The 12,910-nt window shown below is 68.7% G+C and carries 15 protein-coding genes; 11 read left to right on the top strand and 4 right to left on the bottom strand.

Features of this window, described 5'->3' with window-relative positions; all coding sequences use genetic code 11:
- Window positions 1–89 precede the first annotated feature (89 nt).
- Window positions 90–1,073 carry a YncE family protein gene (locus tag ACOEQ2_RS11430; protein ID WP_419728109.1) on the bottom strand — a complete coding sequence of 328 codons (984 nt, stop codon included), beginning with the start codon at window positions 1,071–1,073 and terminating at the stop codon, window positions 90–92.
- Window positions 1,074–1,295: 222 nt separating this feature from the next.
- On the opposite strand from ACOEQ2_RS11430, the gene ACOEQ2_RS11435 reads away from it, so the two are divergent.
- From ACOEQ2_RS11435 to ACOEQ2_RS11450, 4 genes are all read left to right on the top strand, one after another.
- Window positions 1,296–1,853 (top strand): NifU family protein, encoded by a 558-nt coding sequence (locus ACOEQ2_RS11435; RefSeq protein WP_419728110.1) that lies wholly within the window; start codon window positions 1,296–1,298, stop codon window positions 1,851–1,853.
- Window positions 1,854–2,125: 272 nt separating this feature from the next.
- On the top strand, window positions 2,126–2,749 hold the full coding sequence (locus ACOEQ2_RS11440; protein WP_419731200.1) for a malonic semialdehyde reductase: 624 nt from the start codon (window positions 2,126–2,128) through the stop codon (window positions 2,747–2,749).
- A 93-nt stretch (window positions 2,750–2,842) separates the two neighbouring features.
- Window positions 2,843–3,601 carry a tRNA (adenosine(37)-N6)-threonylcarbamoyltransferase complex dimerization subunit type 1 TsaB gene (gene tsaB, locus ACOEQ2_RS11445; protein ID WP_419728111.1) on the top strand — a complete coding sequence of 253 codons (759 nt, stop codon included), beginning with the start codon at window positions 2,843–2,845 and terminating at the stop codon, window positions 3,599–3,601.
- Window positions 3,598–4,071: a GNAT family N-acetyltransferase gene (locus ACOEQ2_RS11450; protein WP_419728112.1), complete on the top strand. Its 474-nt coding sequence runs from the start codon at window positions 3,598–3,600 to the stop codon at window positions 4,069–4,071. Before tsaB ends, ACOEQ2_RS11450 begins: the two co-directional genes overlap by 4 nt.
- Here ACOEQ2_RS11450 and ACOEQ2_RS11455 read toward each other — a convergent pair.
- Entirely contained in the window at window positions 4,058–4,297 is a 240-nt protein-coding gene (locus ACOEQ2_RS11455; protein WP_419728113.1) for a sulfurtransferase TusA family protein, read from the bottom strand. The genes ACOEQ2_RS11450 and ACOEQ2_RS11455 overlap by 14 nt on opposite strands.
- A 90-nt stretch (window positions 4,298–4,387) precedes the next feature.
- Here ACOEQ2_RS11455 and ACOEQ2_RS11460 point away from each other — a divergent pair, with 90 nt between their 5' ends.
- From ACOEQ2_RS11460 to ACOEQ2_RS11485, 6 genes are all read left to right on the top strand, one after another.
- A complete protein-coding gene (locus ACOEQ2_RS11460; protein WP_419728114.1) occupies window positions 4,388–4,798 on the top strand; it encodes a MucR family transcriptional regulator in 411 nt (136 codons plus the stop codon).
- Window positions 4,799–4,895: 97 nt separating this feature from the next.
- Window positions 4,896–5,420 carry a transcriptional repressor gene (locus tag ACOEQ2_RS11465; RefSeq protein ID WP_419728115.1) on the top strand — a complete coding sequence of 175 codons (525 nt, stop codon included), beginning with the start codon at window positions 4,896–4,898 and terminating at the stop codon, window positions 5,418–5,420.
- A gap of 50 nt (window positions 5,421–5,470) precedes the next feature.
- Window positions 5,471–6,265: a GNAT family N-acetyltransferase gene (locus tag ACOEQ2_RS11470; RefSeq protein ID WP_419731201.1), complete on the top strand. Its 795-nt coding sequence runs from the start codon at window positions 5,471–5,473 to the stop codon at window positions 6,263–6,265.
- A 53-nt stretch (window positions 6,266–6,318) separates the two neighbouring features.
- A complete protein-coding gene (gene lnt, locus ACOEQ2_RS11475) occupies window positions 6,319–7,851 on the top strand; it encodes an apolipoprotein N-acyltransferase (protein WP_419728116.1) in 1,533 nt (510 codons plus the stop codon).
- Window positions 7,852–8,070: 219 nt separating this feature from the next.
- Window positions 8,071–8,565 (top strand): helix-turn-helix domain-containing protein, encoded by a 495-nt coding sequence (locus ACOEQ2_RS11480; protein ID WP_419728117.1) that lies wholly within the window; start codon window positions 8,071–8,073, stop codon window positions 8,563–8,565.
- A 153-nt stretch (window positions 8,566–8,718) separates the two neighbouring features.
- On the top strand, window positions 8,719–9,555 hold the full coding sequence (locus ACOEQ2_RS11485) for a phytanoyl-CoA dioxygenase family protein (protein ID WP_419731202.1): 837 nt from the start codon (window positions 8,719–8,721) through the stop codon (window positions 9,553–9,555).
- Window positions 9,556–9,649: 94 nt separating this feature from the next.
- On the opposite strand, the gene ACOEQ2_RS11490 is transcribed toward ACOEQ2_RS11485, so the two are convergent.
- Window positions 9,650–10,060, bottom strand: a complete 411-nt coding sequence (locus ACOEQ2_RS11490) for a VOC family protein (protein WP_419728118.1) — start codon at window positions 10,058–10,060, stop codon at window positions 9,650–9,652.
- 39 nt (window positions 10,061–10,099) lie between these two features.
- The gene (locus ACOEQ2_RS11495) at window positions 10,100–11,779 is read right to left on the bottom strand and encodes a gamma-glutamyltransferase (RefSeq protein WP_419728119.1); all 1,680 of its coding nucleotides are present in this window, start codon (window positions 11,777–11,779) and stop codon (window positions 10,100–10,102) included.
- Window positions 11,780–11,981: 202 nt separating this feature from the next.
- On the opposite strand from ACOEQ2_RS11495, the gene ACOEQ2_RS11500 reads away from it, so the two are divergent.
- Window positions 11,982–12,908: a 2-hydroxyacid dehydrogenase gene (locus ACOEQ2_RS11500; protein ID WP_419728120.1), complete on the top strand. Its 927-nt coding sequence runs from the start codon at window positions 11,982–11,984 to the stop codon at window positions 12,906–12,908.
- The last annotated feature ends 2 nt before the right edge of the window (window positions 12,909–12,910 follow it).

Genomic DNA, 12,910 nt, shown 5'->3' on the forward strand with positions numbered 1-12,910 from the left:
ACGTCATGATATCCGCGACTTGGCCGTTGCGGGTACAGCCCGGCCGGGTGGTTTCCGCCAACAAGTGGTGGCGCTCGTCGCCTCGTGGGCTACCGCATGCTGAGCTGGCGTGGGGGAGCGTTGGTGTTCAGCCAGATGCCGTGCGGGCTGCGACCGGTGGGAATGTAGCTCGTCGCCCCACCCGCCGGATCGATGATCGCGACCTTCTGGCGCCAGCGCAGCGTCGCCCACAGCTTGCCGTCCGGGGCGATGACGATGTCGTCCGGGCCGCCCGGAACGTGCCAGCTCTTCACGATTGCCAGGCTGTCCCAGTCGAGCTGCTCGATGGTGCCGGACACCCGGCACGTCACGTACAGCAGCCGGTGGCTCGGCGAGACGAACAGGTTGTGCGGGCCGGGCGCCATCGTGAGCTTGCGTTCGACATGGCCGTCCGCGGGGTCGACCACCGCGACAAAGGTCTCGCCCATGTCGCCGACCAGGATGCGGCCATTATGCCAGAGCACGCCGGCCGGGGTGCTGCCCACGGGCATGTCCCACAGCACGCGGCCGGTCGCGGTCTCGATGGCGATCAGCTTGCCGGTCGATTGCAGGCTCACGTACACGACCGAGGAGTCCGGCGCGTAGTTCATGTGGCTCGGCATCGAGGCGGCGGGCACGCGGTGCAGCAGCGCGAGGGTTTTGGCGTCGTAGATGTCGATCTGGTCGCGCGCCAGGCCGGCCACCGTCAGGAAGCGGCCATCCGGGCTGTATTGCAGCTGGTACGGGTCGCTGATCGGTACGTGGCGCTGCATCTCGCCGGTCTGCGCATCCAGGAAGAAGGCCGCATTGCCGGCCGTGTCGCCCACCACCAGCGAGCGGCCGTCCGGGGTCAGCGCCATGTGGTGCGGCTCGCGCAGCACGGGGAGGCGGCGGATCTCCTTGTGGGTGTCGATGTCGAATTCGCTGATCGACGCGTCGGCGGAATTCAGCACGAAGGCGATCCCGGTCGCGTGTGCGGCGGCGGCCGGAAGCGCGGCGACGGCGGCCACCGCGAGGACCGGGGCAAGCATGCGGGAAAGGCGGGATCTGCTCATCTATCGCACCAGCTCGTTCGGCCAAGGTCCGGTGCGGCCACGTTTTCCGGCACCGGGAGCATGGCGTCATTGCGCTGCATGGATGGCCAGAGACGGCAGCACCGTGTCAATCGAATTCCGGCGAATACCGGCGGTGCCTTGCCTCCGGGCCGGGCTTTGCCACATGTGGAGCACCAGCCCGCTCTGCCCACGCCCACTCTTCCCATTTCAGGACGCGATCGCATGTTCATCGAGACCGAGGACACCCCGAACCCCGCCACGTTGAAGTTCCTGCCCGGACGCGACGTCATGGGCACCGGCACCGCGGACTTCACCTCGGCCGAGACCGCCGGCCGCTCCTCGCTGGCGTCCGCGTTGTTCGCGGAGCCCGGCGTCTCGCGGGTATTCATGGGTGCCGACTTCATCGCGGTGACCAAGTCCGACGACGTCGCCTGGAGCGAGCTCAAGCCGCTGGTGCTGTCGGTGATCGTCGACCAGTTCGTCTCCGGCCAGCCGCTCATCGAGGGCCACGCCGAGGCCGCCGACGAGGACGTGGCGCCCGAGGATCGCGAGATCGTCGACCAGATCAAGGAGCTGCTCGACACCCGGGTGCGTCCGGCCGTGGCGGGTGACGGCGGCGACATCGTGTTCCGCGGCTATCGGGACGGCGTGGTCAGGCTGCACATGCAGGGCGCCTGCTCCGGCTGCCCGTCCTCGCGGGCGACGCTGAAGCATGGCGTCGAGAACATGCTCCGCCACTATGTTCCGGAAGTCACCAGCGTCGAGCAGGTCGACGCCTGAACGACGCGGGCTGGCCCCGGCCCGACGCTGCGGGATAGTGTAGGCGGGCGCAGCGCATTCCCGAGGGTCCGACGGCCGGTGACGACATGACACACGACGATGCAGCCTTGGTGACGGACGCGGTTCCGGTGGCATCAACGCCGGTGGCGGCGCCCGCGTACGGCGTTGCGCCACCGATCGAGGCGACGCCGGTCGTGGGGCATCCGGCCGAGGGCATCCCGCTGGAGGAGCCTGGCCTCGAAGTGGCCCCGCCGGCGGCCCCCCCACTGGAGGTGTCTTCGGCGACCCCGGAATTCGGACCACCGCCGGTCGACGCGATCGATGCGGCAGCCCTCGACCGGCTGTTCCGCACCGCACGCACGCCCTCCGCCTGGAGCCCGGCGCCGGTCGCCGAGGAGACCATCCGGGCTCTCTACGACCTGGTGAAGCTCGGGCCGACATCCGGCAACTGCTCGCCCGGCCGGTTCGTGTTCCTGACCACCCGTGACAGTCGCGAGCGCCTGCGTCCGGCGCTTTCCGCGGGCAACGTCGAGCGCACCATGAGTGCCGCCGTGACGGTGATCGTGGCGCAGGACCCGATGTTCTTCGACAACCTGCCGCGGCTGTACCCGGCCGAGGAGGCGCGCTCCTGGTTCGCCGCCGACCATGGCCTGGCCGAGGAGACGGCGTTCCGCAACGCGACGCTGCAGGGTGGCTACCTGATCCTCGCCGCCCGCGCCCTTGGGCTGGACGCCTGGCCGATGTCCGGCTTCGACAGCCTGAAGGTCGACGAGATCTTCCTGGCCGGCAGCGGCTGGCGGTCCAACTTCCTGGTCAATCTCGGCTACGCGGACGGTGCGCCGGCGACGCCTCGGGGTCCGCGGCTGACCTTCGACGAAGCCTGCATGCTGCTCTGACGGGCCGTGCGGGGATGCACCTGCGGCGGTCATTCGACGCGGTCCTGCCGGTCCCACCGTGCTCCGAATTCCGCTCGGGGAGCGCAGACGTAGATGTTCGTTGAGGGGCAGATGCGGATCCTGGTGCTGAACGGCGCGTCGAGCGGCACCGGTGCAGCTTTCGCCTTGCTGAACGGTGATGCAGCCGGGCTGGCACCGGCAGGTGGTCTCGCGGTGGTGGCGGAGACGCTGGTTGCCGGGCAGGGCGGGTCGGAACGTCTGCCGGTGCTGCTGGCCGAGCAGCTGCGGGTCCTGGGCTGGCGCGCCGCGAGCCTCACCTTGATCGCCGTGGTGGTCGGGCCTGGCAGCTTCACCGGCCTCAGGGCAACGCTCGCCTTGGCGCATGGCCTGGCGCTCGGTGGCTCGGCCGCGGTGGTCGGCGTCACCGTGGGAGAGACGCTGGCACCGGCACTGCACGCCGCCGCAGCAACGATCGGCGACCTCTCCGAGATCTGGTGCGTCAGCCAGGCACGCCGGGACCGCGTGTTCATCGAGCAGCCGCCCGGCCACCCGTCCGGCTGGAGCGTCCAGGCGGCGATGCTGGACGCGCTGCCGCTCCCGGCCGGTCCGGTGCTGCTCGGCGGCGACGCGGCGGATGCGGTGGCGGCCAGGCTGCACCAGCTGGGCGTTGCCGTGCACCCGTCCGGGCTCGCGGGCCCCACGCCGCTGGCAGTTGCCGCGGCGGCGCTGGCCCGTCAGGCCGAAACACTGCCGCCACGCGACGCCCAGCCGCTCTACGTGGATCCCCCCGAAGCGAAGCTACCCGCTCCGAAGCCGCCGGTGCCGCACCAGGAACGGCAGGCCGCCGGATGATCCTGGAGGGCGCCGCCACGGCCGGGCTGGCGGCCGCCCTGCATGCGCAGTGTTTCCCGCCCGGCGAGCGGTGGGACGAGGCCGCGATGGCAGCCCTGCTGGCGGTCCCGGGCAGCTTTGCCTGCGTCGTCATGGGGGCAGGGTCGCTTCCGGCGGGGCTGGCACTGGTGCGGGTCGCGGCGGACGAGGCCGAGCTGCTGACGCTCGGCGTGCTGCCGGAAGCCAGGCGCCAGGGGGTCGCCCGCCGCCTGCTCGGCGAGCTCACCGGGGCGGCGGCGGCACGTGGCGCCGTCCGGCTGTTCCTCGAGGTCTCGGTTGCGAACGCGGCGGCGCTGGCGCTCTATCTCGGCCTCGGCTTCGACGAACTCGGCCGGCGCCGGCAGTACTACCCGGACGGCACCGACGCGCTGCTGCTCGCGCGCGACATCGGTGTCGCCGGCGCCCGATCGTCCGGCATCAGCGACGCCTGATCTCGACCAGGGTGGAGCCGTCCTTGAGGCCGCGGGTCTCGAGCAGCTCATGCCCAAGTGCGATGCTGTTCGCCGACACGTTGCGCAGCGGTTCTGGCCCACGCAGGTGCACCCGCAGGATGCTGCCGGGCGCGATGCGGTCGAGCGCCAGGCGTGTCCGCACGAAGGTCATCGGGCAGACCTCGCGCGTGATGTCGAGCTCCTCGATTACGGGACGTTCGATCATTTCAGCCAGTTCATCGGGTTGCGGAATACAGGTTGCAGGGGTCGGACGAGTGTCTAATATTGGACAACAATAAGGTTTCGGGAAACGGCAATGGTTGATCACGCAGGCGACGCGGACCTGCTTGAGTTCACGGCACAGATCGTTGCCGCGCACGTCTCCAACAACCCGGTCGACGGCGAATCCCTGCCCGCGCTGATCCACGACGTGTTTCGCGCCCTGAGCGAGGTCGGCCAGCCACCGGTCCTGGTCGACAAGCCGGCACCTGCGGTGGCGGTCAAGAAGTCGGTTTTCCCGGACTACATCATCTGCCTCGAGGACGGGAAGAAGCTGAAGATGCTGAAGCGGCATCTGAAGACCGCCTACGACATGACCCCGGACGCGTATCGTGCGCGCTGGGGGCTGCCCGCCGACTATCCGATGGTGGCGCCGAACTACGCCAGCCACCGCTCTTCCCTGGCCAAGAAGATCGGCCTTGGCCGGACGGCACGGCAGGGCCGGTAGCGGGGTGTTGCACACGGGCAACAGATGCGGAGCGGCGATTGGACAGTACGGCCCTTGATCGGCTACGCCGCCTGACATGGCTCGCGGTGGTGAACCGATGGAATCGCGCATAGAGCGCCTGTGCATCGACCGCGGGCTGAAAATGACCGGGCAGCGTCGCGTGATCGCCCGCGTCCTCTCCGAGGCCGAGGATCATCCCGACGTCGAGGAACTGTATCGCCGCGCCACTGCCCTCGACAGCCGCATCTCGGTGGCCACGGTCTATCGCACGGTCCGTCTGCTCGAGGAGAAGGGCATCCTGGAGCGGCGTGATTTCGGCGGCGGCCGCGCCCGCTACGAGGCGACCGAGCATGGCCACCACTATCACCTGATCGACATCGATACCGGCAAGGTCATCGAGTTCGAGGATGCGGAGCATGAGCAGCTGATGCGGCAGATCGCCATCCGGCTCGGGTTCGACCTGATGTCGCACCGCATGGAGCTGTTCGGACGCAGGCGGGCCGAGGCACCGGTGGCACTGGCCCGGACGGCTCCGGTCGCCGGCGCGACGACGGCTTCGGCGCCTGGCTCACAGCCTGGAACGACCCCACAAACGGCGAGCGGCGGAGGCAAGAGCCGGTGACCATCACCAAGCCGATCCTGGCATCGCAGCTCGCGCCGAGCCCACCTTTGATGGGCATCGGCGAGCTCCGGGCCGGCCATCTGGGCGTGCGGATCGCCACCACCGACGCCGAGCGGGATGCGGCACAGGCGCTGCGCTACCGGATCTTCTACAACGAGATGGGCGCCGCTCCGGACGACCAGGCGCGCCGGCTGCAACGCGATATCGACGTGTTCGACGACGTCGCCGACCATCTGCTGGTGGTCGACCATGCGATCGGCCCGGGCCCGAAAGGCATCATCGGCACCTACCGGCTGGTGCAGAACGAGGCCGCCGAGCGGATCGGCCGGTTCTACACCTCGGCGGAATACGACATCAGCACCATCACCGGGTTCCCCGGCCGGCTGCTGGAGCTCGGGCGGTCCTGCATCGACCGGGAGTATCGCGGCCGGGCGGCGATGCAGCTGCTCTGGCGCGGCATTGCGGCCTACGTGTTCCTGCACCGGATCGACGTGATGTTCGGCTGCGCCAGCCTGCCCGGGACCGATCCGGACAGGCTCGATAACGAGCTCACCTACCTGTACCACAACCACCTGGCACCGCCGGCGCTGCGGCTGCGGGCGCTGCCGAGCCGTCACATCGAGATGCGCCGGATCGACCCGTCCAGCTTCGACCACCGCCGCACGCAGCAGACGCTGCCGCCGCTGATCAAGGGCTACCTCCGGCTGGGCGGCTTCATCGGCGATGGCGCGGTGATCGACCACCAGTTCAACACCACCGACGTCGCGGTGGTGGTGAAGACCGACCTCATTACCGACAAGTACTACCGCCATTACGAGCGGCAGCTGCGCGAAGCGATCTACTAAGCCGGCCCCTGGTGGCCTGAGCGAAGCCCCTAGCAAAGCATCACGGCGGTTCGATGAGACGCTTCAGGAATGACGCGCTGGCGCTTGCGCTCGGGCTGCTTTCGGCACTGGCGCTGCCGCCGCTGCACCTGGTGTTCGTGCTGCTGCTGACGATGCCGATGCTGCTCCGGCTGGTCGGGCAGGCTGCCAGCTGGAAGGTGGCGCTGCGCTACGGCTTCGTGTTCGGCATGGGGCTGCACACCGCCGGGCTGTACTGGCTGACCGACGCCGTGCTGGTCAGGGCGGACGAGTTCTGGTGGCTGGTGCCGTTCGCCGCCCCGTTCGGCGCGGTGCCGCTGTCATGCTTCACCGCGATGCCGTGCGTCGCGGTGCGGCTGGTGCCGCCTGGCTTGCAGGGGGTCGGCTGGCGGCGGGTGCTGGTGTTCGCCGGGGTGTGGACGCTCTCCGATCTCGGCCGCGAGTTCATCCTGTCGGGCTTTCCGTGGAACCTGTGGGGCAGCGTCTGGGAATTTCCGGGCCTGGCCGGCGACGTGATGATCCAGCCGGCCGCCTGGGTCTCGGTGCACGGGCTGACGCTGCTCACCGTGCTGGTCGCGGCGACGCCGGTGCTGGGCCGGGCCGGGATGCCGGCCGGGGCCGCGCTGCTGGTTGCCTGGATCGCGGCCGGCAGTGCCCGGCTGGAATGGCCGCCGGCGGAGGGTGCTCAGGGTCCGATCGTCGTGCTGGTGCAGGGCAACGTGCCGGAGCAGGAGAAGCAGGACCGGGAGGCGGCGCTCGGCATCTATCGGCGCTACCTGGCACTGACCCGGGAAGGCGTGGACCGGGCTGCGGCCGAGCGTAGGGCCGCGCCCGGGGTGACGCCGCGGCCGATCGTGTTCGCCTGGCCGGAAAGTGCCTTCCCGGGGCTGCTCGATCGCGACGTCGAGGCGCGCCAGGTGCTGATGCAGGCGGTTCCCGGCGCGGCCGCGGGGCTGATCGGCAGCGTCCGGTTCGGGGCGGACGAGCGGCCGCGCAACAGCCTGGTCGTGGTGATGCCCGATGCCGGCGTCGGCGGCATCTATGACAAGTCGCATCTGGTGCCGTTCGGCGAGTACCAGCCGGCGATGCTGCCGGTGCAGATCGTCCCGGGTGGCGGGTTCGTCGCCGGGCCCGGCATCCGAACGCTTCATGTTCCCGGGCTGGCGCCGATCGGGCCGTTGATCTGTTACGAGGTCATCTTCCCGGGTCGTGTGGTGCGTCGGGGTGACCGGCCGGCGTGGCTGCTCAACATCACCAACGATGCCTGGTATGGCAACAGCTCCGGGCCGCGCCAGCATCTCGACGCGGCCCGGATGCGCGCCGTGGAGGAAGGCCTGCCGCTGGCCCGGGCCGCCAATACCGGGATCTCGGCGGCGTTCGACGGCTACGGCCGGCAGCTTGCGAGGCTCGGCTGGGGGGCTGCCGGCACGCTGGTGGTGCCGCTTCCGGGAGCGCTGCCGCTGACCTTGTTTGCCCGGCTCGGCCTGGTCATTCCATTCTCGATCAGCCTCGTAATCATCCTGGCCGGCTTGGCGCCGAAACGAAATCGGCGTGTAGTCTCAAAATAAACTCGCCTTCGCGTGGCGTGGGACATATACCACATCCAGGGATTGTCGCTGGACCGCTACCGCTCGCCTGGCGGGATGTCGGGATGTCGTTTGCGCGTCTGACCGACGTGGGAACACATGCCTTGCAGCTGGTTCGTCTTGACAATTCAAGGTTGTAATTCTAGCCTGGATGCATCGAATGGGCGAGCAGGTCCGATGGTAAAGAGTGCCTCCGCCAAAATGTCGGAGAATCCCGGCAAATCCGCGTCTTCCACCGACGCTGCGACGGGCGATCGCGAAACGCGGCCTAGTCCGATCGACGTTCATGTGGGCGGTCGCATCCGGCTGCGTCGGACGCTGCTGCAGATGTCGCAGGAGCGCCTGGGTGATGCGCTGGGCCTGACCTTCCAGCAGGTGCAGAAATACGAGCGCGGCGCCAATCGGGTCGGCGCATCGCGGCTGTTCGACCTGTCCAAGGTGCTGGACGTGCCGGTCAGCTTCTTCTTCGACGACATGCCGGCCGCTTACGGGAATGGCGGTGGCGCCCGAAGCCCCGCCATGCAGATCGGCGGTTTCGCGGAATCGCAGGACGGCTTCGGCGCTCCGGACGATTTGTTCAGCCGCAAGGAGACAGTCGACCTCGTCCGCGCCTATTATCGCATCAGCGAGCAACCTGTTCGCAAGCGGGTGCTGGATCTGATCAAGTCGATGGGTCCGGAGCGGATCGCCGGGTAATCCGGGCCGGGTGGCGGGAAACCGCCTGTCTCGCCTGACGTTCAGCCCTGCTTGAGGCGGATCGGATCTAGTCATCCACCGCCGAAATCGATGCTTGCGGTGCGTCGCCCCGGCATCGGGTGGCGGCGCCCGAAGGGAGGCCCAGCCGTGACAATGAATACGGGGGTTGAGACCAGCCTGATCGATAGTATCGACAGGGACGTGGCCATCCTCGAGCGGGACGGCGTCGCGGGCAGGAAGCGTGGCTTTACCGCCGAGTGGGCCGACCGCCTCCGCGACGACATGATGACGGCGTTTTGGGATGCGATTCAGCGCCCGGGGGGCGCGATCGGCCGGGGTCCGCGGCGCTGGTATGTCGAGCTCCATCCCGAGGCGCTCACGGGCTTCGTCGACCTGGTCACCCATCCGTGGATCACCGGCATGGCGGAGCGGGTACTGGGCGCGGATTACCAGATCGTCGAGATCGGCTTCGACATGCCGGTCCAGGGCGCCCGGAACCAGCCCTGGCACCGCGATTTCCCGTCCACCGTCGAGACCTACCGGGATCACCGGATCACCTCGCTCGCGTTCAACCTCACCGGCGTCGACGTGACGCCGGACATGGGGCCGTTCGAAGTGGCGCCCGGGACGCAGTGGGATGACGGGCTGGACTGGAAGGGCGGGATGTTTCCCGACCGGGCGGTCTGGCCGCGCTTCGAGGCGAAGGCGGTGCGCAAGTATCCGCAGCGGGGTGACATTTCCTGCCGGTCGGCGCTGACGGTTCACCGCGGCACCACGCATCTGTCACCGATCTCGCGGCCCGTGCTGGTGCTGGGGATCGATGCCCCGGGTGCCGGTCATTCGGCGTTCCACGACATGATGGTCACGCAGCACTTCCATGACGCGCTGCCGGCTTCGGTGCACAAGCACCTGGTCTGCCGGGTGGTCGAGGAGTTGATCCCGATCACCCAGAAGCACGACATCGAGGGTCTGCTGATGGCCACCGAGTGACACAGACCGTGTCATGCCCGGCGGCCTTCCGGGCGAACAGGTCCTGATCGGGCATTCCCGGGGATGACCCCGGATCGTCGGCGCAATCGCGGGTTCAGCGCTCGAAGACGGCGTCCTCGTGTCGGTAGGCCTTGAATTCCAGTGCGTTGCCGGATGGGTCGCTGACGAAGAAGGTCGCCTGCTCCCCAGGCATGCCGACGAACCTGACCTGCGGCTCCAGGATGAACGGAACGCCTGCGTGCTGCAGCCGCCGATGCAGTTGCTCCCACTCCTGCCAGCTGACGACCGCACCGAAATGGTTCAGCGGAACGGCTGTGTCGTCGACCATGGTTTCGAGCTTCCAGTCCGGCCGTGGTCCGAGATGCGCCGAGATCTGGTTGCCGAAGAAGTCGAAGTCGATCCAGGTGGCGGTTTCCCGGCCCTGCCTGCATTGCAGCAGGTCGCCGTAGAAGCGGCGCGTGCTCTCGATCTCGTCGATCCGGAACGCCATGTGGAATGTCGACATCGAAGTCCTTTCGCTGATCGTTCGAAGCGGTGATGCCGGTCAGTCGAGACCGCCGGCGATCCCGCACCGGCGTGGGTCGGCCACCGCGCCGAGGCTTCCGGCGGTGTCGCGGAAGCACATCTGGAACGAGCCCATGTGCCAGTCATAGGCCGGCATCGCCGCCATCCCGACACCCATCCGGGCGAGCCCCTGCACCGTGCCGGCACTGACCCGGTCCTCGATGATCAGGCGGTTGTCCTCGCCGAGCGGCAGGATGCGCGGCGCCTCGACGGCCGCCTCGGGAGACAGGTCGAAATCCAGCAGGTTGCTGATCACCTGGGGCACCGTGCAATAGACGTTGCCGGGTGTGCCGAGCCCGTAGATCGGTTCGCCGTCCTGCAGGATGAAGCTGTGGCCGACGATGCTGCGCAGCCGGGCACCTTCGACCAGCTTGATGTCGAAATGTCCGCTCACGCCGGCGAAGGTCGCGTGCGAGCCGATCATCGGGATGCCGCCGACGACCATCCCCGGAATGCCGCCGGACTGCAGCGTGTTCATCATCTGCAGCCAGTTGCCATCGGCGTCGACGATGCTGAGCTCGCAGCTTCCGGACGGCTGCCGGGACTGGATCTCGGAAGACGGGATACCGGGCAGGCCATGACCGTCGCTGCGGAACGAGGCGGCGTCGGTGAGCCGCACGTGGTTCGCGAGGTCGCGCGCCGGCCGCATGCCGCGGATCAGGCGGGCCAGCGCCCGGTGGAAGTCGCCGTCGCGAAGCTGGTCGGTGTCGTAGGGCCCGACGGTGGGATCCCCCAGGAACCCGCAGAAATACAGGCCGAGCCGCAGCGCGTGACCCATCGCGAACAGATGCTCGGCCGACCCGTGCACCATGTTGCGCAGTCCGAGTTCGTCGAGCATCCCCAGCACCATCGACAGGAACACGCCCTGCTGCTCGGGCGCCGACAGGCCGACGATCTCGAACCCGCCATGGCCGAAGCGGAGCGGCTCGATCCAGCGCGGCGGGTTGGCGCTCATGTCGGACATCGAGATCGGCCAGCCCATGCGATTGGCGGTCGCGACGAAGGCCGCCGCCCAGGGCCCGTCGATCATGTAGCCGGGACCTTCGGCCGCGACGTGGCGCAGCGTTGCCGCCATGTCGGCGTTGCCGAACAGGGTGCCGACGATGGGCAGCCGGCCGCCCGGCATGAAGAAGCGCCGGCCTTCCGGGAAGTAGGTCGTGAAGTCGAGCTCGCCCAGCAGGGCGCCGTATTCGAAGCTCGAGACCGGGTGGCCGGTCTCCGCCCAGCGGATCGCGTCCTGGCACAGGTCCGCCCACGGCAGCGTCCCGAAGCGTTGGTGGATCGCGGCGAGGCCCGGCATGAAGCCCGGGATGCACGCGGAGGGCGGCATCCGGCCGAGACCGCCATCGGTCTTCGGCGTCGGCCTGAACGGCGGCAGGTGCGGCGGGAAGGTGCCGGCGCTGTGCAGCTGGTGATACCGGCCGGTCGCTGCCTCCCGATAGAGCAGGCTGACCGTTCCGGTATGGTTGGTCATGAACGGCTCGACGGCAGCCTGCACCATCGCCCCGGCAACGGCGGCGTCGGCCGCGTTGCCGCCGGCAGCGAGCGTCGCGAGAACGGTCTCGGTGACGATCGCATTGTCTGTGCTGCAGACACAGCGTTTGCCGGTGACCGTTTCCTTCGGCCCCGGATCTCGCAGATAATGCGATGGATCGAACATGCGCGCCTGCCGGAAGAGGGGGGCCCGTGACGCGAGTCTCCGGACACCACGGCTCTACGAACTCCGTGATGCACCGACAATGTCGAAAGTTGTCTTGTACGCATGAGTTTGCGGAATGACGGGAGTGCCGGGCCGCGTGGATCGTCGATCGGCATAAGTTTTTTGTTGTTGCGCGTGCGCAAGCGTGTGCCAGCATCGCTGAATGAAAACGATCCTCGTCATGCTCCGTGCGCACGCCGACGACTGGGTGCGGCTGTTGAAACTCGGCTTGCCGGAGCACGCGGTCGTCACCGACGCGTCCGAGGCGGACGGGCCGCTGTCCTATGCGGTCGTCGGCAAGCCGCCGGCTGGTGCGATCGCGGCACTCGGCCGGCTCGACGCGCTGTTCAGCGTCAATGCCGGGATCGAGGCGCTGCTCGAGAGCGGCGAGGTGCCGGACGATATGCCGCTGGTCCGCATGGTCGATGACGGGCTCGCGGCCGGCATGCTGGAATGGGTGATGGCGGAAACGCTCGCCTGGCACCGCAACCTTTTCGACTACCGGACGGCGCAGCTCGAGCGACGCTGGGCGCCGCTCGCGGAAAAGATGGCCTTCGAGCGGACGGTGTGCGTGCTGGGTGCCGGCCATCTCGGACGTCCGGTGGCCGAGCAGCTTGCGTCGCTCGGGTTCAGCACCAGGGCCTGGAGCCGCAGCGGCACGACGATCCCGGGCGTTGCGTCGTGCCGCGGGATCGACGAGCTGCCCGCCGCCGTCGAGGCTGCGGACTTCCTGATCAACCTGCTGCCCTTGACGCCGGAGACCGAGACGCTGATCGATGCAGTGCTGCTGCGGCGGCTGGCGCCGGGTGCGGTGCTGATCAATGGCGGTCGCGGTCGGCACGTGGTCGACGAGGCGGTCATGGCGCTGCTCGACGAGGGCCATCTCCGGGCGGCTGTGCTCGACGTGTTCCGCACCGAGCCGCTGCCGCCGGAGCATCCGTTCTGGAGCCATCCGGGCGTCTATCTGTCGCCGCATGTCGCGGCCCCCACGCATCCCGCAACGGCCGTCGCCGCCATCACCCAGAACATCCGTGGCTTCGAGTCCGGGATGGCGTTGCGCCATGTCGTGGACCGGTCGCGCGGCTACTGACG

Origin of the sequence: Lichenicola sp. (assembly GCF_965198575.1) — a bacterium.
Lineage (GTDB): Bacteria > Pseudomonadota > Alphaproteobacteria > Acetobacterales > Acetobacteraceae > Lichenicola.